23 protein-coding genes are annotated in these 25,866 nt (G+C 51.8%); 7 read left to right on the forward strand and 16 right to left on the reverse strand.

From position 1 onward, the window contains the following. The first annotated feature begins 188 nt into the window (after positions 1-188). The 3 genes from EZV72_RS02925 to EZV72_RS02935 all read left to right on the forward strand — a co-directional run bounded on the left by EZV72_RS02925 (position 189) and on the right by EZV72_RS02935 (position 5,895). Positions 189-551, forward strand: a complete 363-nt coding sequence (locus EZV72_RS02925; RefSeq protein ID WP_137165826.1) for a hypothetical protein — start codon at positions 189-191, stop codon at positions 549-551. A gap of 179 nt (positions 552-730) precedes the next feature. Then, on the forward strand, positions 731-1,258 hold the full coding sequence (locus EZV72_RS02930; RefSeq protein ID WP_137165827.1) for a DUF3016 domain-containing protein: 528 nt from the start codon (positions 731-733) through the stop codon (positions 1,256-1,258). A gap of 227 nt (positions 1,259-1,485) precedes the next feature. Next, entirely contained in the window at positions 1,486-5,895 is a 4,410-nt protein-coding gene (locus tag EZV72_RS02935) for an ExeM/NucH family extracellular endonuclease (protein WP_137165828.1), read from the forward strand. Positions 5,896-5,988: 93 nt separating this feature from the next. Here EZV72_RS02935 and EZV72_RS02940 read toward each other — a convergent pair whose 3' ends face one another. Continuing rightward, entirely contained in the window at positions 5,989-7,749 is a 1,761-nt protein-coding gene (locus tag EZV72_RS02940; protein ID WP_137165829.1) for an acyl-CoA dehydrogenase family protein, read from the reverse strand. 20 nt (positions 7,750-7,769) lie between these two features. Further along, positions 7,770-7,919, reverse strand: a complete 150-nt coding sequence (locus tag EZV72_RS18390) for a hypothetical protein (protein ID WP_175405030.1) — start codon at positions 7,917-7,919, stop codon at positions 7,770-7,772. Positions 7,920-7,959: 40 nt separating this feature from the next. On the opposite strand from EZV72_RS18390, the gene EZV72_RS02945 reads away from it, so the two are divergent. Further along, positions 7,960-8,709: an SDR family NAD(P)-dependent oxidoreductase gene (locus tag EZV72_RS02945; protein ID WP_137165830.1), complete on the forward strand. Its 750-nt coding sequence runs from the start codon at positions 7,960-7,962 to the stop codon at positions 8,707-8,709. 13 nt (positions 8,710-8,722) lie between these two features. Beyond that, positions 8,723-9,571 (forward strand): amidohydrolase family protein, encoded by an 849-nt coding sequence (locus tag EZV72_RS02950; RefSeq protein WP_137165831.1) that lies wholly within the window; start codon positions 8,723-8,725, stop codon positions 9,569-9,571. On the opposite strand, the gene EZV72_RS02955 is transcribed toward EZV72_RS02950, so the two are convergent. Genes EZV72_RS02955 through EZV72_RS02970 form a run of 4 tightly spaced genes read right to left on the reverse strand, consistent with a single transcriptional unit; the run spans position 9,561 to position 13,313 of the window. Further along, positions 9,561-10,928 carry a TrkH family potassium uptake protein gene (locus EZV72_RS02955; RefSeq protein WP_137165832.1) on the reverse strand — a complete coding sequence of 456 codons (1,368 nt, stop codon included), beginning with the start codon at positions 10,926-10,928 and terminating at the stop codon, positions 9,561-9,563. The two genes, EZV72_RS02950 and EZV72_RS02955, sit on opposite strands and share 11 nt — an antisense overlap. Continuing rightward, complete coding sequence (locus tag EZV72_RS02960; protein ID WP_137165833.1) at positions 10,928-11,581, reverse strand: potassium channel family protein; 654 nt, start codon at positions 11,579-11,581, stop codon at positions 10,928-10,930. The genes EZV72_RS02955 and EZV72_RS02960 overlap by 1 nt, the downstream gene beginning before the upstream one ends. A 14-nt stretch (positions 11,582-11,595) precedes the next feature. Next, positions 11,596-12,285: a response regulator transcription factor gene (locus EZV72_RS02965; protein WP_137165834.1), complete on the reverse strand. Its 690-nt coding sequence runs from the start codon at positions 12,283-12,285 to the stop codon at positions 11,596-11,598. After that, the gene (locus EZV72_RS02970; protein WP_175405031.1) at positions 12,282-13,313 is read right to left on the reverse strand and encodes a sensor histidine kinase; all 1,032 of its coding nucleotides are present in this window, start codon (positions 13,311-13,313) and stop codon (positions 12,282-12,284) included. The genes EZV72_RS02965 and EZV72_RS02970 overlap by 4 nt, the downstream gene beginning before the upstream one ends. 102 nt (positions 13,314-13,415) lie before the next feature. Here EZV72_RS02970 and EZV72_RS02975 point away from each other — a divergent pair, with 102 nt between their 5' ends. Then, positions 13,416-13,940: a DUF3750 domain-containing protein gene (locus EZV72_RS02975; protein WP_408640833.1), complete on the forward strand. Its 525-nt coding sequence runs from the start codon at positions 13,416-13,418 to the stop codon at positions 13,938-13,940. Positions 13,941-13,992: 52 nt separating this feature from the next. Here EZV72_RS02975 and EZV72_RS02980 read toward each other — a convergent pair whose 3' ends face one another. The 10 genes from EZV72_RS02980 to rpsU form a co-directional block, all read right to left on the reverse strand. Further along, on the reverse strand, positions 13,993-15,177 hold the full coding sequence (locus EZV72_RS02980; RefSeq protein WP_137165837.1) for a mandelate racemase/muconate lactonizing enzyme family protein: 1,185 nt from the start codon (positions 15,175-15,177) through the stop codon (positions 13,993-13,995). Positions 15,178-15,210: 33 nt separating this feature from the next. Beyond that, positions 15,211-15,960 (reverse strand): class II aldolase/adducin family protein, encoded by a 750-nt coding sequence (locus EZV72_RS02985; RefSeq protein ID WP_408640834.1) that lies wholly within the window; start codon positions 15,958-15,960, stop codon positions 15,211-15,213. A 205-nt stretch (positions 15,961-16,165) separates the two neighbouring features. Next, positions 16,166-16,750 (reverse strand): YceI family protein, encoded by a 585-nt coding sequence (locus tag EZV72_RS02990; protein WP_137165839.1) that lies wholly within the window; start codon positions 16,748-16,750, stop codon positions 16,166-16,168. A 132-nt stretch (positions 16,751-16,882) separates the two neighbouring features. Beyond that, positions 16,883-17,521: a thiopurine S-methyltransferase gene (gene tmpT / locus EZV72_RS02995; protein ID WP_137165840.1), complete on the reverse strand. Its 639-nt coding sequence runs from the start codon at positions 17,519-17,521 to the stop codon at positions 16,883-16,885. A gap of 69 nt (positions 17,522-17,590) precedes the next feature. After that, positions 17,591-19,150: a sodium:solute symporter family transporter gene (locus EZV72_RS03000; RefSeq protein WP_137165841.1), complete on the reverse strand. Its 1,560-nt coding sequence runs from the start codon at positions 19,148-19,150 to the stop codon at positions 17,591-17,593. A gap of 72 nt (positions 19,151-19,222) precedes the next feature. Beyond that, positions 19,223-19,666, reverse strand: a complete 444-nt coding sequence (locus tag EZV72_RS03005; protein ID WP_137165842.1) for a GNAT family N-acetyltransferase — start codon at positions 19,664-19,666, stop codon at positions 19,223-19,225. 84 nt (positions 19,667-19,750) lie between these two features. Further along, positions 19,751-21,586 (reverse strand): RNA polymerase sigma factor RpoD, encoded by a 1,836-nt coding sequence (gene rpoD / locus EZV72_RS03010; RefSeq protein ID WP_137165843.1) that lies wholly within the window; start codon positions 21,584-21,586, stop codon positions 19,751-19,753. A 252-nt stretch (positions 21,587-21,838) separates the two neighbouring features. Beyond that, complete coding sequence (dnaG, locus tag EZV72_RS03015; RefSeq protein ID WP_137165844.1) at positions 21,839-23,620, reverse strand: DNA primase; 1,782 nt, start codon at positions 23,618-23,620, stop codon at positions 21,839-21,841. Positions 23,621-23,706: 86 nt separating this feature from the next. Continuing rightward, positions 23,707-24,153 carry a GatB/YqeY domain-containing protein gene (locus tag EZV72_RS03020; RefSeq protein ID WP_137165845.1) on the reverse strand — a complete coding sequence of 149 codons (447 nt, stop codon included), beginning with the start codon at positions 24,151-24,153 and terminating at the stop codon, positions 23,707-23,709. Positions 24,154-24,275: 122 nt separating this feature from the next. Next, positions 24,276-24,491: a 30S ribosomal protein S21 gene (gene rpsU / locus EZV72_RS03025; protein ID WP_012517258.1), complete on the reverse strand. Its 216-nt coding sequence runs from the start codon at positions 24,489-24,491 to the stop codon at positions 24,276-24,278. 237 nt (positions 24,492-24,728) lie between these two features. Between rpsU and tsaD the strand changes: the two genes are divergently transcribed. Continuing rightward, positions 24,729-25,745, forward strand: coding sequence for a tRNA (adenosine(37)-N6)-threonylcarbamoyltransferase complex transferase subunit TsaD (tsaD, locus tag EZV72_RS03030; RefSeq protein WP_137165846.1), 1,017 nt, complete (start codon positions 24,729-24,731; stop codon positions 25,743-25,745). Positions 25,746-25,866 lie beyond the last annotated feature (121 nt).

The following is a 25,866-nucleotide window of genomic DNA, read 5'->3' on the forward strand; positions in this document are numbered from 1 at the left end:
AAATAAACAGCGAATGCCGGAATGTGACATTAATGACATTAACGCTCTTTGATTCGTCTGTTGGCGTGGCCATTCTTTATACCTTTTGATATATGCGTATAAAACTGAGGCTTTTTTAGTCAGTCGTTAGGTATTAATCTTTGTTTGATTAAAAAACAGGCTAGGGTTCTTGCTGGGAGAAAAACAAAATGGCCCGGATGTTTGCAGTACTGGTGCAGGTCGCAGTACTGATTTTGATTTTACGCATGCCCATGATGCAAGCCATGCTGCAGGATATTCAGGCCACGGTGAGCGACTGGCTGCTGGAGCTGGACAAGCTCCCCGAACAACAGGCGCTAGACGATCTGAAAGTGACCACAGGGCCGCTGCATGTATCGATGCGACCGTTTCAGCAACGTTATCTTAATGAGCTGTTGCAAAGCAAAGATAATGTTATTCAATTTTATGCCTATTATTGTCAGGGTGCTGACATGAATCCTTATATATACGGGTCATCCAGAACCTATCTGTGCGACGAAATCAGTAAAACCCCTTTACTGACAAAATCCTGATTGTTTGATTCAGCCTCAGTTCAGTTGCCCGATAGCATGCTCATCTCTATTCCCTGCGCTATCGGGCCATTTTCAAAAATTAAATATTGCCTGTTTATGGACCGGTCACGGAACTTGTGGCAGCGCGGTAGTCTCTAACCCGTGTATTTACACAGTGCATGTTTACATGTGAGGAGCCCATGAAAAAGTCACTCTCAATAGCGACATTGCTGGCTGCCGGGCTGATGTACCAACCCGTAATGGCTGCCGCAGAGGTAAAAATAAACTGGCAGGAGCCAGACTCCTACCAGGATATCCGGCCTTCCAATCAAAGCCGGACATCATTCAGAAATATGGTATTTGCCGATCTTGAGCAATACATGACAAAGCTGGCAGAAGAGTTGCCCGACGGGCAGACCCTGTCTCTGACGGTGACCGATTTGGACCTGGCCGGTGAAGTGTGGCCCGCCAGCTTGCTAGGCGGAATGGGCGGCGCAGATATCCGGTTAGTAAAACCGGTCTACATTCCCAGAATGAGTTTCAGTTACACCTTAAAAGATACCACCGGTAACGTGCTGCAAAATGCGGAGGTAAAACTGAAAGATATGGCCTTTATGGCTCGGGGCACCCGGGCCAGCCGCCGGGCTGAAAATCTGACCTATGAAAAAGCCATGTTAAAAGACTGGTTTGAAAAAACACTGGAGCAAACCGCCAGTCACACACCCTGATGTGAAGCTGTAATAAGCACTGTATAACAGTATGGTTTATTTCGCCGTCATTCATTTGGGTGACGCGCTCCCATCCCTATTGCTTCCTGCCATGTCAGACCGTGTGGTCAAAAAATTGTCAGTTTTTGTCCAAAATTTGTCACTTTTCTGTAGTGAACACGATATAGTCTCCCTGTACCAAAGGACAGTTTTACAACAATAAATCCAAAAAGTCGCAGGAGACACACATGTTTAAACGCCGTGCTCTGCTTCCTTTTGTACTCTGTGTCAGTGCGCCAGTCAGCGCTGAAGTGTTTATTTCTGAGTATGTAGAAGGTGGCAGTAATAATAAGGCCGTAGAGCTATACAACCCCGACGCACAAGCGATAGATCTGAATGGTTACACGCTGTCTGTCTATTCCAATGGCAGTAATGCTGCCAGTACCATCATCGAGCTTAGCGGTACCATCAATCCGGGCGGTACATTTGTACTGGCCGACAATGATGCATCAGCGGCTATGCTGGCGCTGTCTGACCAAACCAGCACGCAAAGCTTTTTCAACGGTGACGATGCCGTTGTACTAAGTCGTGCCGGCAGCATTATCGACAGCATCGGCCAGGTGGGTTTTCGTCCTGACGATGAGTGGGGCAGTGGCAACACCAGTACCAAGGATAATACGCTGATCAGGCTAGCTGGCATCAGCGCCGGTGATACCAATGTTGCTGATACTTTTGACCCGGCTGCACAGTTCACCGGACTGGCCAAAGATGATATTTCTGGTCTGGGCCAGCATACCTACAGTGGTGATGCAGGTGGCAATGGCGGCGACTCCGGTGATGACGGGGTACTGTCTGGTGTGTGTACCAATTGCCCGGATCTGGACAAAGTCGCCGATGCCGCCAGTTTTGATGCCAGCGCCTATTACAGCGCAGTACAGGCAGAAGTGGATGCCGGCAGCAGTATGGATGTTATCCGCCAGCGTTTATCTGCCACTCTGGCTGACGGGCAGCGCCAATTAAGCTACTCACAGGTATGGACCGCCCTGACCGCAACCGACGAAGATCCGGCCGACCCGGACAATGTTCTGCTGTTTTATTCAAATCGCTCTATTGCCAAAGCCTCAAATGGCTCAGGCGATGCGTCCACCAACCCGGACAATTGGAACCGCGAGCACAGCTGGCCGAAAAGTCATGGCTTCAGCAGCTCGGCAAATGAAGCTTATACTGATATTCAGCACCTGCGGGCGACCGATATTTCGGTGAACAGCAGCCGCGGAAATCTGGATTTTGACTTCAGTGACAGCCCGCTCTCCGAAGCGCCGGAAAACCGTATTGACGGTGATTCGTTTGAGCCGCGTGATGCTATCAAAGGCGACGTGGCGCGCATGATGATGTACATGGATGTGCGTTATGAAGGTATTAATGGAGATGTTACTCCTGACTTAGTGCTGGTTAACACCATCACTGCCAGCGGCGATGCTGCGCTGGGCAAACTGTGCACCTTGATTGAATGGCACAACGCCGATCCGGTCGATGAGGCAGAGCGCACTCGTCAGGCGGCCATCTATGAGTATCAGGGTAACCGGAACCCGTTTGTGGATCGTCCAGAATGGGTCGATGTGCTGTACTCAGCCCAAAGCTGTGATGCGTCTACCGGTGGTGATACCGGTGAAACCGATGAGCCGGTTGACCCACAGCCAGAAGCGGGCAGTGCGCCACTTATGCTGACCGGTATTTATGATGGTCCGTTGTCTGGTGGTGTGCCTAAAGGTATTGAGCTGCTGGTCACCGAAGATATGGATGACTTAAGCGTCTGTGGCGTTGGTTCTGCAAATAATGGCGGCGGCAGCGCGGGTGAAGAGTTTATCTTCCCGTCACGCAGTGTGGTGGCCGGCGAGTTTATCTACATCGCATCTGAAACCACCGGGTTTACCAGCTTTTTTGGTTTTGCGCCGGATTACACCAGTTCAGCCATGTCGATCAACGGTGATGATGCCATTGAAGTATTCTGTCATGGTGAGCGAGTTGATGTGTACGGTGACATCAATGTTGATGGCACCGGGCAGGACTGGGAATACCTGGATAGCTTTGCCTATCGTACTGGCGGTACAGCCAACGGCGAATTTACCTTGTCGCAGTGGTCAGTACCCGGTGCCAACACCTGGGATGGTGAGAATGACAACAGCACCGCTGCTGTGCCGTTTCCGGCAGGCAGTTTTGCCCTGATCCCGGCAACCCTGTTTTTCTCTGAATATGTGGAAGGCAGCAGCTTCAACAAAGCGCTGGAGTTGGTAAATACCGGCGCCACACCGCTGGATGCCAGTGAGTATGCTATTCAGATCTTCAGTAATGGTAACCAGACCGGTCAGACCCCGATAAGCCTCAGTGGTACCGTAGCCCCTGGTGATGTGCTGGTGATTGCTAATAATCAGGCTGATAGTCAGATTGCGGCGGTGGCTGATGTGCTCACCGGTCAGGTGAGCTTTAACGGCGATGATGCTGTGGTACTGCTGCACAACGGCGAGATTGTGGATGCTATCGGACAGATTGGCGTACGCACCGAGTGGGGCAGTGGCGATACCAGTACGCAGGATAATACTCTGCGCCGTAAAGCTACCGTAACCGGCGGCGATAATGACGCCTATGATGCGTTTGACCCGGCGCTGGAATGGGACGGTTTTGCCAACAATACGTTCGACGGCCTGGGACAGTATTCCGGCACCGGCGATAATGGCGGTGGTGACAACGGCGGCGGTCTGGCGGCCTGTGGTGAACCGGCTACCTTTATCCATGAGGTGCAGGGCGATGGTATGGCTTCGCCGTTGGCGGGTCAGTCAGTGTCTGTTGAGGCTATTATCTCTCACCTGACGCCAAAGTTGAGTGGCTATTTTATTCAGGAAGAAGCCACAGACTATGATGACAGCAGTGCCACTTCAGAAGGTGTGTTTGTGTATGCTCCGCAAATGTCAGACGCCCTGCAGGCTGGTGATGTGGTGCGTTTGCAAGGTGAGGTGTCGGAGCGTTATGGCCGCACGCAAATCAGCATCAGCGGTGAGCCGGTGGTTTGTGGCACCGGTACTGTGGCGGTTACGCCAGTGAGCCTGCCGCAGGCCAGCGATAATGCCTTTGAGTCTGTTGAAGGCATGCTGGTAACCAGTAACGAAAACTGGGTGGTTAATAATGTATACAATTACGGCAGCTATGGTGAGGCAACTGTGTCGTCTAAGCGTCTGTATACTGCCACTCAGCGTTATGGTGCCGACACGCCCGAAGCGCAGGCACTGGCAGCAGCCAATGCGCTGGACCAGCTACTGATTGATGATAACTCTGATGGAGGAGATAACACCTCGCATCTGTTAACCGCCGGTGAGTTCGGCCCCTATAATGCGCTGCGTAGCGGTGATGTGGTGGCGTCGGTAACCGGGGTGATGGACTATGGCTTCAGTGCTTATCGCATTCGTCCGCTGTTCAGCGCTGATGTTGTAGTGCAGAACCCGCGTCAGGACAGTATTGAACTGGCGGCAGGTAATCTGACGATTGCCAGCTTCAATGTTCTGAACCTGTTCAACGGTGACGGACAGGGGCAGGGCTTCCCAACCTCTCGCGGCGCAGATTCGGTCAGTGAATATGAACGTCAGCTGGCCAAGATTGTTGAAGCGATGGTTACCTTAAATGCGGATGTATTTGGCTTACTGGAGCTGGAAAACGATGGCTATGATGCCTCTAGCACCATTGCCCAGCTTACCGATGCCCTGAACCAGGCGGTGGGTGATACCCGTTATGCCTATATTGATGTGGGCAGCGAGCAACTGGGTACAGATGCCATTGCCTCTGGCATTATTTATCGTCAGGATGTGGTCACACCGGCCGGCGCGGCCAGTGTGCTGAGCAGTGCAAATAGCATGAGCGATGAAAACGGCCCGCTGTTTGCCGATAATAATCGTCCGTCACTGGCACAGCTGTTTGTACACACTGAGACCGGCAATGAGTTTGTGGTGGATGTGAATCATTTCAAATCCAAGGGCTCATCGTGTGGCGCCGGTGATGATCATCCACTGGCTGGCAGCTGTAACCTGACCCGGACCCGTGCAGCCATTGCTGTGACTGCCTGGCTGTCTGATCTGTACGCTGATAAACCGCAGGTAATACTGGGCGATCTGAATGCTTATGCCAAAGAAGATCCTATCCAGTATCTGGAAAATGCCGGTTTTGCCGATACGCTGGAAACCGTGCAGGGCGATGATGTATACAGCTACACATTTCGCGGCGAAGCCGGTACGCTGGATTATCAGCTGATTAACAGCGATATGCAGCAGTATCTGGTAGATGCACAGGTCTGGCACATCAACGCGGATGAAGCACCGGCACTGGATTATAACGAAGAATATAAACCACAAAGCTGGCTTAATACGTTGGTTTTCCGTGCCTCTGACCACGACCCGGTGATCACCAGCTACAATTTGCCAGCGGCGCTGGTTAAAGGAGACTGGGATGGCGACGGTGATGTGGACTTCAAAGACATTCGTGGCTTTATGATGGCGGTGATTTTCCGCCAGCCAATCGGGTCAGAGTTTGACCTGAATGGCGACGGCAAGGTGAACATCAGGGATTTGCGTTTAATGCGTACTCTGTGTACCCGCACAGGCTGTAAAGCCTGACCGCTACAGGGCTGGTTGTCTGACCGGCCCTGTCCAGTAAAAAAAAGACCGGCAGAGGTATCCCCTGCCGGTCTTTTTTATATCTTGCGCTCGTTACAGGTAATCAAACTCACTACCGGCAATGCTCAGTACCGAGTCAGCCCCGGCCTGCATGGCCACCTTGTGGCTGTCACGGCGCGGCAAAATGCGTTGCATGTAGAAATTCCGGCTTTTTTGCTTGGCACTGGCAATCACCTGATTGTCACACTGTGTGGCCGTATCCGCCTGGCTGTACCACAACACCCCAATCAGTGAATAGGCGGTATAGGCCAGATAATCGCAGGCTGCACTGGCAACATCCGCCGCATCCAGGCCCAGACAGTCGGCCGAGGTGGCCCGCCAGTCATCCAGAAGGGCGCCGGCTTCCTGCCGGTGGTTGTCACTGTGCATGGCATCAACCAGCTTTTTGAACTCCAGATAGGTCGCTTCCATCATGCCGCCTTTATCGCGGGTCAGTTTGCGACCAATTAAATCCAGTGCCTGAATACCATTAGTGCCTTCATAAAGCTGGGCAATACGCACATCACGCATTAACTGCTCCATGCCCCATTCACGAATATAGCCGTGACCACCAAATACCTGAACGCCGAGGCTGGTGGACTCCAGTCCCATATCCGTCATAAAGGCTTTGCACACGGGGGTCAGAAACTGCAGGACTTTTTCTGCGCTGGCTTTATCCTCGTCCTGACCCAGGCGCTCTATATCCATATATTTGGCGTACATCACCGCCAGCGCCCGGCAGCCTTCGGTTAAGGTTTTCTGGGTAAGCAGCATACGGGCCACATCCGGCTGAAATACAATTGGGTCAGCTTTACCGTCCGGGTTTTGTACGCCCTGTGGGGCGCGGGACTGCACCCGCTCTCGGGCATAACTCAGCGCTCCCTGAAAAGACGCTTCGGCCGCCCCCAGACCTTCCAGACCAACCTGAAAACGAGCATCATTCATCATGGTAAACATGCAGGTTAGCCCCTGGTGCGGTTCGCCCACCAGATATCCAGTGGCGCCGTCATAATTCATTACACAGGTCGGGCTGCCTTTGATGCCCATTTTGTGCTCAATACTGCCAACCGACACCGCATTGGCCTGAGCCGGTTCGCCATTGTCATCGAGCATAAACTTAGGCACCAGAAACAAACTGATGCCCTTAACGCCGGCCGGCGCGTCGGGCAGACGAGCCAGTACCATGTGAATAATATTACTGGTCCATTCATGATCGCCACCGGTAATAAAAATCTTGTTACCGGTAATGGTATAACTGCCATCTTCCTGCGGTTCAGCTTTGGTATTAAGCAGCGCCAGATCAGTACCGGCATGAGGCTCGGTCAGATTCATGGTACCCGTCCACTCACCGCTGATAAGTTTGGCCAGATACTGGTCTTTCAGCGCCTGTGAGGCATGCTTGGTCACCGCCAGCACGGCACTTTCGGTGAGCATGCTGGTGAGTCGCCAGCTCAGGTTGGCCGAATGCAGCATTTCATGCACCGGCACCGCCATTGAGTAAGGCAACTCCTGGCCTTCATACTCGGCGCTGCCCAGCATACTGTTCCAGCCATTGTTAATATATTCCTGATACGCAGACGCAAAGCCGTCAGGGGTGGTCACCTTGCCATCCTTGAGTGTACAGCCCTGCTCATCTCCCGGGCGATTGAGCGGCGCAATCACATCTTCTGCAAACTTTGCACCCTGAGCAATAATCTCGTTGGCCAGCTCAAAGTCAAAATCACTCAGCCCCAGATGCTGATAGTGCTTGTCCAATCCCAGCCAGTCGCGCAGTAAAAACTGATAATCGGCCATTGGTGCCTGATACTGTGGCATACCCACTCCTATTGCTATTTTTAAACAGGTGTTTGAATTTCGATTATACGCAGAAAATAGCCCTCGCCAATAGACTGTAAGCACTTTGTAAAAATTTTTAACGTTTTACTGGTCTGGTAGAGCCCCCGTGTGTTATCACGTGCCGCCAGCATTGCATTTTCTACAGCCATTGTTCATCCTAGAGCCTTTGAAACGGGGAAGAATATAACGATGAGCTACGAGTCTCCTGTATGCGTGGTGACCGGCGGAAGCCAGGGTATTGGGCTGGCCATCAGCCAAAAATTTTCAGCCCAGGGATACCGGGTGTTTAATTTGGATCTGAGCGACTTTGCCAAACCGGTGGAAAACAGCGTCTGGCTGCACTGCGATGTGTCTGACACCATGCAGGTAGCCGGCTGTATTGATAAAGTCACTGGCCTGACAGACCGGATTGATGTGCTGGTTTCCAACGCCGGTGTGCATTATTCAGGTACTATTGAAGATACTCCGGAGGCCGACTTTGACCGGGTATTTGCGATTAATGTCAAAGGGGCCTACGCCGCTGTCAGGCAGGTGTTGCCGGTCATGAAAGTCCAGCAAAAAGGAGCCATTGTGCTGATCGGCTCAGACCAGTCGCTGGTGGGAAAAACCGGCTCATTTGCCTATAACCTGTCTAAAGCTGCGCTGGGCTCGATGACCAAAACCACCGCGCTGGACTACGCCAGCTACAATATCCGCACCAATGCGGTATGCCCCGGCACCATCGAAACACCGCTGTATCATAATGCCATCGACAACTATGTGGCGGCCTCGGGTGCAGATGAGCAGGCGGTTCATGCCGAGGAAGCCGCCGCACAGCCGCTGGGTCGTCTGGGTCAACCGGAAGAAGTGGCTGAGCTGGCTTATTTTCTGGCCAGTGACAGCGCCAGCTTTATTACCGGGAGTCTGCACGCGATTGATGGCGGATATACCGCGCAGTAAATAAAGGTACATCATGCAGATTGTTGACCCTCATGTTCACTTTTTTGCTTTACAGGAAGGCCAGTACGAGTGGCTGAAGCCCCACAATCCGCCGTTCTGGCCCGACAAACCTATGCTTTGTCATGATGGCAGTGAGCAGGATTTAGAGGGACCGGACTTAAGTCTTGAAGGAGTGGTGCATATTGAAGCGGGTTTCGACAATGCCCGGCCCTGGCGCGAGGTGCAGTATCTGGAGCACCATGTAAGTGCGCCTCTGCGCACCATTGCCGGTTATGATTTGCTAGCCGTTGATCCGCAGGCTGTGCTGGCGCATCTGCTGCCCCTGTCCTCGGTAGCCGGCGTGCGGCATATTCTGGATGAGGACGCTCAGGCTGTGCTACAGGCCCGTAGCACACTGGCGCATTTTAACGCGCTGGCCCGCCATCATTTGCTGTTTGAAGCCCAGCTGGCCGGCACCGATACCGCCGGAATATCCGAGCTGGCCCGGTGTTTACAGCAATCCGGTGTGCGTTGTGTGGTCAACCATGCCGGCTTTGCGCCGTTTGATAAGCCAGGCTATACCCTGTGGCATAACAATATGGCACGACTGGCGCAAAATCCGCAGGTGGCGGTTAAGGTGTCCGGGTTTGAAATGCTCAGTACACAGCGGCACTGGGACCCCCAGTTTGCTACCCGGGTAATGGACGATTTACTGGCGCTGTTTGGCCCGCAACGGGTGATGCTGGCCAGTAATTTTCCGCTGTGCCGGTTTGCCCATTCCTGGCAGCAATTATGGGCTATTTATCAGCGCTGTGTGGCACCTGAATACCAGTCTGCCTTATTTGCGGATACCGCCTGGCAGTGGTACCGCTTCAGCCGATAGGCAATTTGCTTTCCGGGTAACGTACCCGGCGTTGCCGGGGGCTGGCCAGAAAATAGGCCAGGGTCAGCGGGCCCAGCCGGCCCACATACATTAAAATGATAATGATCCCTTCTCCGGCATCGGAAAGCTTGCTGGTCAGCCCGCGGGATAAACCCACCGTGCCCAGCGCTGATACGGCTTCAAACACCACATCTAAAAAGCTGGCATGATGTTCGGTAATGGTCAGCAGAAAAATCGCCAGCCAGGTCACACCGGCTGAAATCAGGGTCAGGGCCAGGGCTTTGGTGATAGTGTCCTGACGAATGGTGCGCTGAAACAGGGTTGGGGCCGGGTCCCGGCGAAAATAGTTGTAGGTAGCCAGCAGTAAAACAATAAAGGTCACCAGCTTAATCCCACTGGCAGTACTCATTGAGCCGCCACCAATAAACATCAGCAGGAGCATCAGGGTCACTGAGCCATCCCGTAATGCGGTGATATCCAGGGTATTAAACCCGGCTGTGCGTGGCGTTACGGCCTGAAACCAGGACGCCAGCCATTTACCGGTGGCATCCAGATTGCCCAGAGTAGCTGGATTATTATACTCGATGGCGTAAATCAGCAGCAGTGCAATCACGTTGATAATCAGGGTGCCGGCCAGCATGGTTTTACTGTAGGCGGTCAGGCTTTGCCAGCGGCGTTTTTTAACAATATCAATCCAGACCGAAAAGCCCAGGCCGCCGGTAATAAATAAACCCGTAATAACCAGGTTGATAAAGCCGTCATCTACATACGGCATCAGGCTGTCCGGACTCAGCGCAAAACCGGCGTTATTAAATGCCGAAATAGTATAAAAAAGGGCGTGAAAGAAGCTTTGCTGCCAACCCAGTTCCGGGAGCCAGTACAGACCCAGCGCCAGTGTGCCGGTTAACTCAACCAGTAAGGCAAACACCAGTACCGCTTTTGCTGTGCTGACCAGTGATGAAGTATCAGTCTGATTAAATGCCTCCTTGACGGCGGTTTGCTGCAGAAAACTGATTTTACTGCCAACGGCAATCAGAGTGACTACGGCAAAGGTCATCAGTCCCAGCCCGCCGACCTGAATCAGCGCTGCGATGACCAGCTGACCAAACGGCGTAAAGACGCTGCCGGTATCCACCACCACCAGGCCGGTTACCGTGACCGCAGAGGTGGCGGTAAACAGACTTTGAATCCAGCCGATGGGTTCGGTGGTGGCCCAGGGCAGCTGAAGCAGTAGTGTACCGATTCCGATAAACGCCAGAAAGCTGAGTGATAAAATGAGCGGTGGCGCCGCCTGAATCTTGCGTGCGCCCCTGGGTTTACGCTCCAGTGGCCGGCGTGAAGGTGTCCAGCGGGTCATCAGACAAGACGTGGAGCAATACGAACAAGGGCTTCACGGGGGCCACACAGTAGCAGCAGGTCGCCTTCCTGCATTTCAGTGACTGACGAGGGTGCAGAAATCAGCGCACTGCCACGCTTTATCAGTAAACAGTGAATAGAACGCTCGAAGCCCTGAATCAGGTGTTGCACCTGTTGGGGCTTTTTAGAGGCGGGCAGGGTTATTTCAACCACATACAAACCATGTCCGATACTTAAGTAATCATTCACCATCGGATAGTTAAGCGCCTGCGCCACTCGCGTGCCCATTTCCTCTTCCGGGTGAATAATTCGCTGAACCCCCAGTTTAGATAATATGGTGTGGTGGGCGGTGGAGTTGGCTTTGACCCAAATCTGACCGGCGCCTAAGTTTTTCAGGTGCAGGGTGCACAGCAAACTGGCCTGCATATCTTCACCTATGGCGACCAGAATCGCTTCGCTGTCTGACAGATTAAGCTCGGCCATGGCCCGTTCGTCGGTAGCGTCACAGATAAGCGTCTGGGTCAGATCACTGGCGTACTGCTCAGCCAGCTTTTCGTCAATATCAATGCCGGTGACAGTATGACCCAGATGAATCAGCTCCAGGCTGGCCGTAATGCCGAAGCGGCCAAGACCGATAACAGTGAAGTGTGCCACGGTGTGTGTCCTGTTTAACTTGCATCAATAAAGCGATAACCCTGGCCAGCGACAGTTTCAATAAACACCGGATTGGCCGAATTATCATTCAGTTTTTTGCGCAGCTGACTGACCAGGATGCGCAGGTAATGGCTGTCGCTGGTGTGGTAAACCCCCCAGATTTCCTGTAACAATTGCTGTTGTAAAATCAGCTGCCCCGGCTGGCTGGTCAGTAGCGACAGCATGGCAAATTCTTTGGGGGATAAGTCCAGAGGTCTGTCGTCCAGCCAGACCTGCTGGTTCGCCACATTCATGCGCAGCCGGGTAAACTGGCGCAGCAGTTTGTCGGTGGAGGGCAACGGCGCGTTCAAATCTCTGAGCAAAACATTAATGCGGGCAATCAGTTCGTTTACCCCAAAAGGCTTGCTGACATAATCATTGGCCCCGGCATTAAGTAAAGCAACTTTGGTATGTTCTGCATCGCGGGCAGAAAGCACAATGACCGGCACCCGGCTGGTCTCACGCAAGCGCCTGAGTACAGTTTCACCATCGCTATCCGGCAAGCCAAGATCCAGAATGATGAGATCAGGACAGTACTTAAAGGCTTTACGAATCGCTTCGCCCGCGGTGGTGGCGCTCAGGCATTCAAACCCTTCTGCTTTAAGTGCAATGCTCAGCATTCGACACAGGTTTATTTCATCATCTACAATCAGTATTCGCTTCACCTGACAGATTCCTGTTGCTGGCCGGGCAGGGTGATGGTCACTTCACAGCCGGGCTCTTTGGGGTCTAAAACAATGGTACCGCTGTGCGCATCAATAATTGCCTTGGCGACGGTCAGACCAAGGCCAATACCGCCATCGCCGCTGTCGCCTTCCCGGGAGCTGTGAAAAAGCTCAAATGCCTGCCGGGCCTGCTGTTCATTTAATCCTTTACCGTAATCGCGAATAGTCAGGGTGTAATGGTTGTTAGTTAAACCATACCGAATGATGACCGGTGTAGCGGCAGGGCTATACCGAAGCGCATTATCTATTACGTTATAAAGAGCCTGCTGGAGCAACTGACTGGCACATTTGAGCGTGTAGTCAGGCTGTCGGGTGATCAGGCGCAGCCGGGCGCTGTTCAGCCGCAGCAGTAAATCTTCGAGCAGCTGGTGCAGATTCACCGTGTCGGTTTTCTCCAGTATACCATGATGGTGCAGGCGACTGGCCTGTAGCAGATTCTCAATGTAGCGGTGAAGCCGGTTGCCTTCTTTTAATGCGCCGTCAAGCAACTCTGTACGGGCGGTTTCATCAAGCTTATCGCCGTACTTTTGCATCGTTTCCATAGACCCGATAATGGTCGACAGCGGGGTTCGTAAGTCATGAGAGACCGACATCAGCAAGCCGTTTTGCACCTGGGCCTTGCGTAATGCCCCCTGTTGCGCCCGGTAGTAGCGGGCAAACTGGGAGCCAAGCAGGGCAATAACGCAAAACACGATTAAATTAATAATATCTTCAGCCTGATGCATCTGCAGGGAGTGACGCGGTGAGGTGAAAAGGTAGTTAAAGCACAGGGCTCCGACCAGAGCGGCGGTCAGGGCCAGCAGCCGGTTAAATAGCAGGGCAATAATGCCGGTAGCCAGCTGCAATACCAGTAGAATGCCCCCGGCAGGAACCCGCAGACTGTCCAGGGCCAGACAGAGGCCTGCCACAATCAGCATAATCAATAATGTTGCGCCAAACTGGCTGGTGGTGGAATAGGCGTTCGTCACCGAATAAATCACTCCCTTTAGCATGACAATACTTTAACAATCCGGTTGTCTTGTGTAGCGTAAAAATTGCGTAAAAATTCAGGAATCTTTTTTATGACAAAAATGATAGTGACCGTCTTCACGGCGATTTTGCTTAGCGCCTGTTCCAGTCAGGACTGGCGTACAGCCAGTCGGGAGCCAGCCGGCATTGCGCCGGATCCGCAAGCCGAAAGTCAGGCGGTGATCGAAGTATACGCCGCTGATGCGTTTAGCTGGCGCGGCTGGTTTGCGGTGCATACCTGGATCGCCACTAAAGCGGCTGATGCCAGCGAATATACCGTTTATGAAGTAGTCGGATGGCGGGTTGAACGCGGGTTGCCTGCATTGCGCACCTATTCCACACCCACCCCGGATCGATACTGGTATGGCGCAAAACCGGAAAAAGTCCGCTCGGTAACCGGCCCTGATGCAGCCAGGCTGATTCCACGTATTGAAGAGGCGGTGGCACGTTATCCCTGGGCAGATGAATACACGGTGTTTCCCGGCCCGAACTCAAATACATTCCCGGCCTGGGTAGGGCTACAGGTGCCAGAGTTGAAACTGGCAATGCCATTTAATGCTATTGGCAGCGGATATGCTGACCGGTAAATCAGGTAATATGGCAGGCATACCGGTTGATATGCCTGTACTGTCAGTCCGGTTATTTCAGTGACGTAATCGTCATATGCGGCGAACGATAAACAATGTCATCATTTAGCTCAATACCAATTCCCGGCTCTTCAGACACACTGATATAGCCATCTTTCGGCTGCGGGTCCTGAATGCACAGCTCGCGGTTCCAGTCTTTGGTCGCGTAGGTGTGATGCTCGTGAATCAGGAAATTGGAAATGGCGGTTTCAAGGTGCAGGCTGGCAGCTGTAGCGACCGGGCCGCCGCACACGTGGGCCTGAATACGCACATCATAAATATCTGCATAGTCACAGACTTTCTTGGTTTCGGTGAAACCACCGCACAGGCCTATATCCGGTTGCAGTACATCCACCGACTGGTCTTCAAGATACGGGCGCACATCCCAGCGGTTATACAAACGCTCACCGCCGGCAATCGGGACTTTGACGTTACGAGCCACTTTGTCATGCAATTTACTGTTAAGGTAGTTCACCGGCTCCTCGTAATACATACAGCCGATATCCTCAACTATCTCACCCAGCTGTATCGCGGTGGATGCGCCCAGTAAGCTATGGCATTCAAAGATGATATCGCCTTCATCACCCATTGCATCGCGAATGGCCTGCAGACGAGCCCGGAACAGTTTCATCTCAGCACGGCTGAACAGCTTGGTCCGGTCGAAGTGCGTTACCCCGTCTTTGTCATACACAATCGGGTCTACCTTAATCGCGGTATACCCCTCAGCCATGGCTTTTTCGGCTGCCCGGCCATAATCCGCCGGGTCGTTCAGCTTAGTAATTTCAGTGTCCCAGTCAAATTGCAGCTGACTGGCATAACAGCGCAGCTTGTCATTGGTTTTGCCACCCAGTAACTGATACACCGGCACACCCAATGCCTTACCGCGAATATCCCACAATGCTGTGTCAATCGCGCTCATTGCTGAATACACCACCGGGCCGCCACCCAGTCCCCAGAAAGATTCGCGCAGCATCCGGCTCCACAGGTGCTCGGTATTCATCGGATCCCAGCCTATCAGGATGGCTTCGGCAAATTCTTTAATCATGTGCGCCGCTGCGCTGTGACCTAAGTCATACGCCAGACCGGCTTCGCCTACACCGGTGATTCCCTCATCGGTATACACCCGCACAAACACCGGATTCCAGGGTGGACGCTTGGGGCATTCAATATCAAAAATTTCTACTTTGGTGACTTTCATTAGATATCCTTTTGATGTCAGCAAGACCGGTGATTATTCACAAAATCCCGGGTCCAGACGCCATGCTTTACGTAACATGGCTGGCCAGGCTTTTTGTCCACCGGTCTGGCCGGAGTGAACCACGCTTGCCTGGGCATAAATGTTGTCCACAATGTCCTGTGGAATCGGAATGACTTCGCGACCGGAGTTCATCAACTCCACCTGTATTTCACAGGCTCGCTGTAAATCATAAAAGCGCATAAAGGCATCACCCACGGTAGGGCCCAGCGTCAGGCCGCCGTGATTGGGTAGTAACATATGGTTAGTGTCGCCCAGATTTTGCTGTAGCCGGCTGCGCTCATCATCGTTCACTGCCAGCCCTTCATAATCGTGATAGCACAGTGATGGCAGGGAAAACATGGAATACTGACTCCATGGCTGTAAACCGCCTTTGAGTGAAGCTACCGTGATAGTCGCTTTAGTATGCAGATGCACGATGCATCTGGCATCACGGCGCGCTTCATGAATCGCGCTGTGAATGGTGAAACCAGCCGGATTAATCTGATACGGGGAGTCGCTCTGTATTTCGCCTTGCAGGTTAACCTTGACCAGATTGGAAGCGGTCACTTCTTCAAATGTCAGTCCAAACGCATTCACCAGATAAAAATCGGTATCGGGCACTTTGGCGGAAATATGGGTATAAATCAGATCTCCCCAGCCCATATCTGCTACCAGACGATAGCAGGCGGCTAAATCGACACGGGCTTGCCATTCAGCGTCGCTGACTTTGCCTTTCAGGCTCATAGGTTCAAGTTCAAACACGCTCATTCTCTCTTTGGGTGTCTATATCAGGCAGGTGCTAAACGTACCAGAGAGCATAGCATGTCACAATGTGCAGTGGGTGCTGCTTATGCCAAATGTTGGCGGGTAGGGCGTGTGGTAAACATCGCAGCAGCAAGCATGTTGGTGTCGTGACGCCCGGCCTGCTCGGTCCGGGCGCCGCTGCATATTACTTACTGGCTTGTGCTTCTGTGGTAATTCGCAGGGTCACTTCGTCTGATACATTAGGAACGTACTGATCTACCCCAAAGTCAGAACGCATAATAGTAGTAGTAGCATCAAAACCGATGGCTGGCTTTTTCGTCATCGGATGCTCACCCTGTTTATTCAGCATGGCCTCAAATACAATAGATTTGGTGGTACCTTTGATAGTCAGGTCGCCGTGTACCTCCAGTTTACCGTCACCTTTGTCGACCACCTTGGTACTGGTGAATGTCGCATCCGGAAATTTATCGGTATTGAAGTAGGTTTCGGTCATAAACTCTTCGGTTAGCTTTTCCACATAGGTATCTGCTGTGCTGACCGGAATGGTGACATTGACAGAAGACGCGCTCACATCATCACTGTCATAGGTAATACTGCCAGACGCATCATCGAACGTAGCGGTTGGGTGAGAAAAGCCAAAATGCTCCCATGAAGCCACTACGCTGGTGTGGTCCGGGTCAATCTGATAGGTCACTGGCTTGGCCAGGGCACCGGTAACAACGGCGGCAGACAGTGCCACACCCAATGCAGTTCTGGATAGTACTTTCATGCTTAACTCCTGTTTTTTCCGTAAGAAGGTTTACCGCTATTAATAACCCGACTGTACCGGTTTGGTTCACCGGTGTGTATCCGGAAAAAAAAGACAAACCAGCCTGTTTAATCGAATAAACAGGCTTTGCTGTTAAGCCGGCATCAGTGTCCAGATGTTAACCCGTGCCGGACACCAGCCTTTCAGGCCGCCTTCCAGTTCGGAATTCTGAACCTGGTTAAGTGAATAATACTCAGCATAATGAGACTCAACCTCTTGTTTGGTGACACTGAATGGCGGGCCATCCATGGTGGCAGGATCATAATCAAATGTGATCAGTAATTGCGGGGCGGTGTTTGACAGGCCACGCAGATGTGCAGTGTATTTCATCCGCACTGCTTCTGGCAGAGCGACCAGCGCGGCGCGGTCATAAATTCCATCAATACGCCCCACGCGGGTACTGTCGAGCGTAAAAATATCGCCGACAAAAACCTGTATTCCCTGCGCGGTATAGACCTTGCCGTCTTCGGTATCTTCTACCATGGGCAGAATGTTCAGTTCTTCAAACAGCTGCTTGATGGCAATCTCACTAAGCTCAGCGCCCACCACTTTAAACCCCTGAGACAGCAGCCAGTGAATATCCAGCGTCTTGCCGCATAACGGGACAAAAATCCGGCTGCCCGAGGGCAGTTCCAGCTTGTCGAAATGTCTTACTAAGCCCGGGTTTGTGCTGTTTTCATGAAAACCAATCTGGTTTGACTCCCACTTATTGTGCCAAAACGATGCTTCCATTGTTGCTGTGCTCCGCCAAAAAGATATCCGAATCAGGATACGCTATTTTAGAGTGGGACAGAATACTGTTTAGCGCAGCAACAAGCCGGGGATAGCCAGACAGATCAGAATAAGCAGACCGCTATAGGCTACCAACGCCATAAGTAATGGCCAGCGCGCGCCGGTTTGTGTGGGCAGCGTTGTCTGTACACTGCGTTGCCTGGTGCTCAGCAACACGGCAATGACGACGGTAATCACAAACCCGATGGCATTCCACCAGAACCAGAAAAGCGGGGCCTCTGTGAGCCACAGTGTGACATTGGTCAGGACGCCGGCAGCAAGGCCAGCATTCATGGCTCTGGCGGTGACGGTTCTGGCATGAATACCCAGTAAAAAGGTTGCCAGCACCGGTCCATAGAACACCGAACCGATTTTATTGATGGCCTCGATAACCGTAGGAGCAATATTACCGGCATACAAAGACAGCACCAGCGTCAGCAAACCCCAGCCAACCCCGGCCAGTCGGGCCTGCTTCATGTAGCTGCCGGGACTAGGCTGCTGACCGCGTAAGCGACCCAGATCTTCTACGGTCACCGCAGCCAGACTGTTAATGGCTGAACTTAATGACGACATGGCAGCAGCCATAATCGCCACGATTAAGAAGCCCACCATGCCAGCAGGTAGAAACTCCACAATAAATACCGGCATCATCCAGTCGGGTTTATCTGCCGGAATTTGCGCCATCAGTTCACTGTTGTTTAAAAACAGGCTACCCACCACCAGCCCGGTTGTGCAGTACAGCAGGGTAATAGGAAAGCGCAGCACCGCCACACTGATCAGCATTTTACGCAGCGACGGAATATCTTTGCTAGACAGGGAACGCTGTGCTTCTGACTGGTCACAGCCGTAATAAGAGGCATACAGAATAATACCGCCAAATAGCATTGGCAGCAGACCAAAGTCAGCGCCATCAAGACCATAGGAGGTCAGGTTTACGGTTTGCAGGCGCGCCGGATCAGCGCTGGCCAGCACCTGCTCAAAACCACCGGCAGCATCCAGCCCCACCCACAGACACATGGCCGCACCGGAGACTATCAACAGCATTTGCATAGCATCGCCATATACCACGGCTTTCATGCCACCCATGGCTGAGTAGATAAGAGTAATCACGCCAATCAGTACAATGGCCAGCCACTGACTCAGTCCAATGGTCCCTTGCAGAATAAGCGCAATAGCGTAAATCATAATTGCCGTGGCAAAGGAGCGGGACAACTGAAACACAAAACTTATCAGCAGACGGGTAGAACGGGAAAAACGCTGCTCAAGATAATCATACACACTCAACACCCCGGCCCGGTGTAATGAGGGCAGCAACCGCCATAGCAAAATGGCCACTGCCGCAGGCAGGGCCAGTTCATAAGACAGCCATACCAGCCCGCCGCCTTCGCGAATACCCACAAAAGCCGGCGCGGAAATAAAGCTGATAGCGGAAAGCTGGGTTGCCATTACTGACAAGGTCAGGGCGGGCCAGGATAGTGTACGGCCACCTAAAAAATAATCTTTGCCGTCAGACTGCTGGCGAAACAATCCGCCCAGTAACAACATACCGGCCAGATAGGCAATAATGATGACATAGTCCAGTGTGGTCATAGCGCATCCCTGAGCAATACAGAGCTATACCATGACACACTGCTGGCAAAATGAACAGACAGGAAGAGAAGGCTATTTCAGGTGCATCTCTATGTGGGGGATGCCATCTTCATCGTAAGGCTGTGATGTGTCTTTAAAGCCAAAAGCACGATAAAAATCCAGCAGATACAATTGTGCTGAGATACGCACGCCGGCGTCAGGGAAGGTCTGCTGAGCACGTCTGATGGCCTCACTGACCAGTATTTTACCCAGCCCGCTACCACGGCTGTCAGGCGCAGTCAGCACGCGTCCCATCGCGGTCTCAGCATACTTATCGCCCGGTGCCAGTACTCTGGCATAAGCGACCAGCTGTCCATGCTGTTTTCCCAGTAAGTGCCAGGCATGATGGTCATGCTCATCAATGTCAGGATACAGGCAGGTTTGCTCAAGTATAAAGACAGCCTGACGAAGCTGTAGCATGGTCAGTGTGTCGACAGAGGATAGACCGGACAGTTGCGCCCATTGCCATTCAATCATCGGTATTTCCCAGTAAAAGACCGTTATCCTAGCAGAGCAGTGAGCAAAAACAAAAAAGCCCGCAGAAGCGGGCTTTTTGATGGGTTACTCGTCCAGGAAGCTGCGTAGCTGCTCTGAACGGCTGGGGTGACGAAGCTTGCGTAGTGCCTTGGCCTCAATCTGACGAATCCGCTCACGGGTTACATCAAACTGTTTACCCACTTCTTCCAGCGTATGGTCAGTGTTCATGTCGATACCAAAACGCATTCTCAGTACTTTGGCTTCACGGGCTGTCAGGCCTGCCAGCACTTCCTGAGTGGCGTTTTTCAGGCTACCGCCTGTGGCTGAGTCCAGCGGCTGAATAATTGTGCTGTCCTCAATAAAATCTCCCAGATGCGAATCTTCATCATCACCAATCGGCGTTTCCATAGAAATCGGCTCTTTGGCAATCTTCAGCACTTTACGGATTTTATCTTCTGGCATCGCCATACGTTCCGACAATTCTTCAGGGCTCGGCTCACGACCCATTTCCTGAAGCATCTGACGAGAAATACGGTTCAGTTTGTTAATCGTCTCAATCATGTGCACCGGAATACGGATCGTGCGGGCCTGGTCTGCAATAGACCGGGTGATCGCCTGACGAATCCACCATGTTGCATAGGTTGAGAACTTATAACCACGACGGTATTCGAACTTATCTACCGCTTTCATCAGACCGATATTACCTTCCTGGATTAAGTCCAGGAACTGCAAGCCACGGTTGGTGTATTTTTTCGCAATTGAGATAACCAGACGCAGGTTAGCTTCCACCATTTCTTTTTTCGCACGGCGGGCTTTGGCCTCACCGATAGACATACGGCGGTTGATATCTTTGATATCAGGAATAACCAGTCCGGTTTCCTGCTCAACCTGCAGCATCTTAGCAATGCTGCGTTCAATATCTTCTTTATAATCTGCCAGTGCATCGCCATAGGCTTCGGCACCGTTAATGGCTTTGCTTAACCACTCAGAAGAAGTCTCGTTACCGGCAAATGCCTTGATAAAATCTTTCTTCGGCATTTTTGCATTGATGACACAGTACTTCATCACCAGACGTTCCTGGATACGTACTTTGTCCATCATATCGCGCATGTTCTTTACCATGCGGTCAAACTGCTTAGGCACCAGACGGAATTCTTTAAAGACTTCGCTTAACGCTTCAATCTCTTTGCGGGAGTCGGCATGAGCACGACCCTGGCTTTCGATAACAGAACGGGCTTGTTCGTATTGTTCACGCAGTTTGCCGAACTTTTCACGAGCCAGTTCAGGATCGATACCAGTATCTTCCTCTTCCTCGTCCTCATCATCGTCATCATCGTCGTCTTCATCTTCCAGCTCTTCTTCCGACAGCTCAGACCCGATATGGGTTGCTGTTGGTGCCAGATCCTGATCATCATTAGGATCAACAAAGCCAGAGATAATATCGCTCAGACGAATTTCTTCAGCTTCGTAGAGATCCCACTGTTCAAGCAGGTAGGTGATCGCTTCCGGGTACTCGGCCACCGAGCACTGTACCTGGTTAATCCCATCCTCGATGCGTTTGGCGATTTCAATCTCACCCTCACGGGTAAGTAGCTCAACCGTACCCATTTCACGCATGTACATGCGTACCGGGTCTGTGGTGCGGCCAATTTCGCTTTCTACTGTTGCCAGTGCCTGCGCAGCAGCTTCAGCAGCATCTTCATCAGCCGTAGTTTCCTGCATAAGCAATTCATCTGAATCCGGAGCCGACTCCGAAACCTGAATGCCCATGTCATTAATCATGCGAATGATATCTTCGATTTGATCAGAATCGACTATGTCTTGCGGCAGGTGGTCGTTTACTTCTGCAAAAGTTAAGTAACCTTGCTCTTTACCTTTTGCAATCAGGAGTTTAATCTGAGATTGCTTGCTTTGCGCCATAGAACCTACACTTCTCACATTTATAAATTAAGCAAAAAAGCATCATCTTTCATACACATCACTGCGTTTAGATCATGCTTGCTGTCGTCTTGTTACCGCACCTGTCAGGACGTTTATCTGTCCTATTTTTCGGTTGAAAAATGTTCTGCCGTTTTTGTACGTATACTCACAGCGAATTGACCAGTATAACAGAAAAACGTCTGAATTGACTAGGCTCACAGCGTGCTTTTAACCGTAAAACCCGTCTGTACGCTATCCTGACTGACGTTCTTTCATCAGCATATTCAGTTCTTCTTTCTCTGCTCTGGTAAGAGCCTGAACCCGTGAACGTGAAAGTAACGTCTCAATTCTGCTATCGAAGTGCCAGTCGAGCAGTCGGGCAAAACTGTCTGCATAGACCCGGCCTGCATCCTCCTCACTGATCAGGTGTTCCTGTAACAGTAACTTCGCGATGTGTTGAGAATGGGGATGGTCACGGAAGTTTTCAATCACCTGAGCGGTTTTTGCGCCAGAATACTGTTGACAATATCCGTGAATATCAGTTAACAAATCAATGCCACTGATACCGCTGCCTTTGAGCATGGCCGGCATGACATCCGGATACTGACTAGCCAGCGCCGGGTTGTCCAGCAGTAATCTAAGTAGTGTGCGCACCGGTGACATACGGGTTTTTTGTACGGGCTGCCAGGCCTGCTTCTGCGGTTTTTTACCACGGGAATTAGCCTGCTGAATATCCTGCTGTAGCTTAAACCGATCGTATTCACCGCAGTGTTTGGCCAGCTCTTCCTGTAATAAGGCTTTTTGATTATCGCCCAGAACCTGGTCGATCAGGGGCTGAGCAGCAGCTTTAAGTGCCATCTTGCCTTCCGGCGTGCCCACTTCGTGAGCTTTGAGCAATGACTCAAAAAAGAACCTGGAAAGGGGCAGCGCCTTATCGGTCAGCTGAATAAATGACTCAGGACCCACCCGGCGAACCATGGTATCCGGGTCTTCGCCATCGGGCAGAAACAAAAAGGTTAGTTTAACGCCGTCTTTTAGCGCGGGCAGGGCATTTTCCAGCGCCCGCCAGGCCGCCTGGCGACCGGCATTATCACCATCGTAACAACAGACAATATGGCTGGTTGAGCGCATCAGCAGTTGCAAGTGCTCGGGGGTGGTAGCTGTACCTAGCGCTGCGGTTGCATTATTGATATCAAACTGACTAAGCGCGACCACATCCATATAGCCTTCAACAATGATGACCCGATCAAGCTGACGGTTGCGCTGACGAGCCTGATGAAAACCAAACAGCTCATGGCCTTTATGAAAGATGCGGGTTTCCGGTGAGTTCAGGTATTTGGGGCCACTGTCTTTGTCCAGCACACGTCCGCCGAAGCCAACCACGCGACCGCGACGATCCCGGATCGGAAACATGATCCGATCACGGAAAAAATCATATTGTTTGCCCCGGTCATTCTGATTGACCAGCTTTAAATCGAGCAGTGTCTGTATACGCTGGGCGCTGGTACCAAATGTACTGAGCACGCCATCCCATTCACTGGGGGCATAACCAATTTCCCAACTTTTGACCACATCACCGGACAGCCCGCGGTTTTTCAGATAATCAATGGCTCTGGCACTGTTGGCGTGACTGCGCAGCTGTTGCCGAAAATACCGGGCTACCTGTTCCATCAGCGCATAATCATCGTCCTGCTGCTGTTTTTTGGCTTCGCTCATTGCCGGGCGACTGCCTTTTTCCCGCGGTACTTCCAGACTATGGTAACGGGCCAGTTCTTCAATCGCCTCAACAAACTCCAGACGATCAAACTCCATTAAAAATGAGATCGCATTACCATGCGCTCCGCAGCCAAAACAATGATAAAACTGTTTCTCCTGACTAACGGTAAACGACGGTGACTTTTCGTTGTGAAACGGGCAGCAGGCTTGATAGTTTTTTCCTGCTTTTTTCAGTTTGACCCGGCTATCAACAATATCGACAACATCGGTTCTGGCAAGCAGGTCGTCAATAAAATCGCGGGGTATTTTTCCGGCCATGAAGTGCTTTTGTAAAGAGGGATTGGATTACTGTAGCAAGTTGGTAAGCAGACGCAACCCTGTATTGTGTTGCGTCTGATATCGCATCAGGCGTTCAGGCGAGCCTTAATTTTACCGCTCAGCGCGCCCATATCGGTGCGACCCTGAACCTGCGGTTTAAGCTGACCCATCACTTTGCCCATATCCTGCATACCGCTGGCGCCGGTGGCAGCCATGGCATCTTCAATCAGAGCATCAAGTTCAGCATCGGTCAGGGGTTGTGGCAGGAATGTCTCAATAACCACGATTTCAGCACGCTCGGCATCAGCCAGATCAGCGCGTTCAGCCTGATCATACTGGCTGGCGGCGTCCTGACGCTGCTTAACCATTTTAGTTAAAATAGCCAGTACTGCAGGATCATCCAGTTCGATCTGTTCATCGATCTCACGTTGGCGGATCGCAGCCAGGGCCATCCGGATCGTGCCTAAACGGACTTTATCCCTGGCACGCATGGCATCTTTTTGCGCGTTTTTTAATTCTTCAATTAGCGTCATGGCATCTTACCCGATTATCTAAAATATGTAGCTGATACGAAGGAGGAGAAAGTAATACCAAAAAAGAGGGGCACCAGATACGACAAAGGTGCCATCAGGCACCTTTGACTGCAAACCCTATCTTAGTAGAGTTTTACGCGACGTGCGTTTTCGCGAGCCAGCTTCTTAAGATGACGTTTCTTAGCAGCTGCTTTCTTACGCTTACGTTCCCAGGTCGGCTTCTCGAAGAATTCGCGACGACGTACTTCAGAAAGAACGCCAGCTTTTTCACAAGAACGCTTAAAGCGACGCAGTGCAACGTCGAACGGCTCGTTTTCTCTAACTTTAACGATGGGCATTAAGTTCTCACCTCAAAATTTTCACAGTTGAACCGGGTAAATTTATGCACAGAAAATGGCACCCGGGTTAAAAATGGTGCGAAATTCTAATCATATCCACGGTAAAAGTAAAGACAGAATTGTTAAAAAATAAACAATTTTTGCGTTAGTCGCGACATCATATTTCCAGAAGGGGGCAATAGACGGTAAACTCTGCAGCTTCATTACACCAACAGTGACCAATTCAGGATCGGTATTATGCGAATTTTGGGAATTGAAACGTCCTGCGACGAGACCGGCATTGCCATATATGATGACGAACAGGGCCTATTATCCCATGAACTTTATAGTCAGGTAAAGCTGCACGCAGATTATGGTGGTGTTGTGCCTGAACTGGCCTCCCGCGATCACGTACGTAAAGTCGTGCCACTGATACAAAAAGCCATGGCGGATGCCAATACAACGGCCCAGGATCTGGATGGGATCGCGTTTACTCAGGGCCCGGGACTGGTTGGTGCACTGCTGGTTGGCTCCTCGGTGGGCCGGTCGCTGGCCTATGCCTGGGGAATTCCGGCGGTAGGCGTGCACCATATGGAAGGGCATTTGCTGGCCCCGATGCTGGAAGATTCGGTTCCTGAGTTCCCGTTTGTTGCCTTACTGGTTTCCGGCGGGCATTCCATGCTGGTAAAGGTCGAGGGCATCGGTGAGTACGAAGTGCTGGGTGAGTCGATTGACGATGCCGCCGGTGAAGCCTTTGATAAAACGGCTAAGCTGCTGGGGCTGGATTACCCTGGTGGACCGCTGCTGGCTAAACTGGCTGAGCAGGGAGAAGCGGGGCATTATAAATTTCCCCGACCGATGACGGATCGGCCCGGCCTTGATTTTAGCTTCAGTGGTCTGAAAACCTTTGCCGCTAATACGATCAGAGATGCCGATGATGATCCGCAGACCCACGCCAATATCGCTTATGCATTTGAAGAAGCGGTGGTCGACACCCTGATGATCAAATGTCGCCGGGCGCTGAAGCAAACCGGTATGAAGCGTCTGGTCATTGCCGGTGGAGTGAGTGCCAATAAACGTCTGCGCGCCTCCATGGAACAGATGATGGAAGGGCTCAAAGGTGAAGTGTTCTACCCCAGCCTGGCATTTTGTACCGACAACGGCGCCATGATTGCCTATGCCGGTATGCAGCGCCTGAAAGCCGGCCAGACCACAGAGTTATCGGCCTCGGCCAAACCGCGCTGGCCGCTTGATAGCCTGCCCGGCGTTAACTGACTCCATCATTAGCCAACGCAATAGCAACTCAGGTGGCAAACATCCCCGGCCGTGGTGTCACGGCCCTGCCATCCTGATGCGGTAAAGCTGGCCCGTCGTTTAATCATAACAATAGGAAAAT

This window comes from Salinimonas lutimaris (genome assembly GCF_005222225.1).
Classification (GTDB): domain Bacteria; phylum Pseudomonadota; class Gammaproteobacteria; order Enterobacterales; family Alteromonadaceae; genus Alteromonas; species Alteromonas lutimaris.

What these genes read in the sequence shown, in the direction of transcription:
- EZV72_RS02925 (WP_137165826.1), top strand. Translation starts at nt 189, where the DNA reads ATGGCCCGGATGTTTGCAGTACTGGTGCAGGTCGCAGTACTGATTTTG.
- EZV72_RS02930 (WP_137165827.1), top strand. Translation starts at nt 731, where the DNA reads ATGAAAAAGTCACTCTCAATAGCGACATTGCTGGCTGCCGGGCTGATG.
- EZV72_RS02935 (WP_137165828.1), top strand. Translation starts at nt 1,486, where the DNA reads ATGTTTAAACGCCGTGCTCTGCTTCCTTTTGTACTCTGTGTCAGTGCG.
- EZV72_RS02940 (WP_137165829.1), bottom strand. Translation starts at nt 7,749, where the DNA reads ATGCCACAGTATCAGGCACCAATGGCCGATTATCAGTTTTTACTGCGC.
- EZV72_RS18390 (WP_175405030.1), bottom strand. Translation starts at nt 7,919, where the DNA reads ATGGCTGTAGAAAATGCAATGCTGGCGGCACGTGATAACACACGGGGG.
- EZV72_RS02945 (WP_137165830.1), top strand. Translation starts at nt 7,960, where the DNA reads ATGAGCTACGAGTCTCCTGTATGCGTGGTGACCGGCGGAAGCCAGGGT.
- EZV72_RS02950 (WP_137165831.1), top strand. Translation starts at nt 8,723, where the DNA reads ATGCAGATTGTTGACCCTCATGTTCACTTTTTTGCTTTACAGGAAGGC.
- EZV72_RS02955 (WP_137165832.1), bottom strand. Translation starts at nt 10,928, where the DNA reads ATGACCCGCTGGACACCTTCACGCCGGCCACTGGAGCGTAAACCCAGG.
- EZV72_RS02975 (WP_408640833.1), top strand. Translation starts at nt 13,416, where the DNA reads ATGATAGTGACCGTCTTCACGGCGATTTTGCTTAGCGCCTGTTCCAGT.
- EZV72_RS02980 (WP_137165837.1), bottom strand. Translation starts at nt 15,177, where the DNA reads ATGAAAGTCACCAAAGTAGAAATTTTTGATATTGAATGCCCCAAGCGT.
- EZV72_RS02985 (WP_408640834.1), bottom strand. Translation starts at nt 15,960, where the DNA reads ATGAGCCTGAAAGGCAAAGTCAGCGACGCTGAATGGCAAGCCCGTGTC.
- EZV72_RS02990 (WP_137165839.1), bottom strand. Translation starts at nt 16,750, where the DNA reads ATGAAAGTACTATCCAGAACTGCATTGGGTGTGGCACTGTCTGCCGCC.
- tmpT (WP_137165840.1), bottom strand. Translation starts at nt 17,521, where the DNA reads ATGGAAGCATCGTTTTGGCACAATAAGTGGGAGTCAAACCAGATTGGT.
- EZV72_RS03000 (WP_137165841.1), bottom strand. Translation starts at nt 19,150, where the DNA reads ATGACCACACTGGACTATGTCATCATTATTGCCTATCTGGCCGGTATG.
- EZV72_RS03005 (WP_137165842.1), bottom strand. Translation starts at nt 19,666, where the DNA reads ATGATTGAATGGCAATGGGCGCAACTGTCCGGTCTATCCTCTGTCGAC.
- rpoD (WP_137165843.1), bottom strand. Translation starts at nt 21,586, where the DNA reads ATGGCGCAAAGCAAGCAATCTCAGATTAAACTCCTGATTGCAAAAGGT.
- dnaG (WP_137165844.1), bottom strand. Translation starts at nt 23,620, where the DNA reads ATGGCCGGAAAAATACCCCGCGATTTTATTGACGACCTGCTTGCCAGA.
- EZV72_RS03020 (WP_137165845.1), bottom strand. Translation starts at nt 24,153, where the DNA reads ATGACGCTAATTGAAGAATTAAAAAACGCGCAAAAAGATGCCATGCGT.
- rpsU (WP_012517258.1), bottom strand. Translation starts at nt 24,491, where the DNA reads ATGCCCATCGTTAAAGTTAGAGAAAACGAGCCGTTCGACGTTGCACTG.
- tsaD (WP_137165846.1), top strand. Translation starts at nt 24,729, where the DNA reads ATGCGAATTTTGGGAATTGAAACGTCCTGCGACGAGACCGGCATTGCC.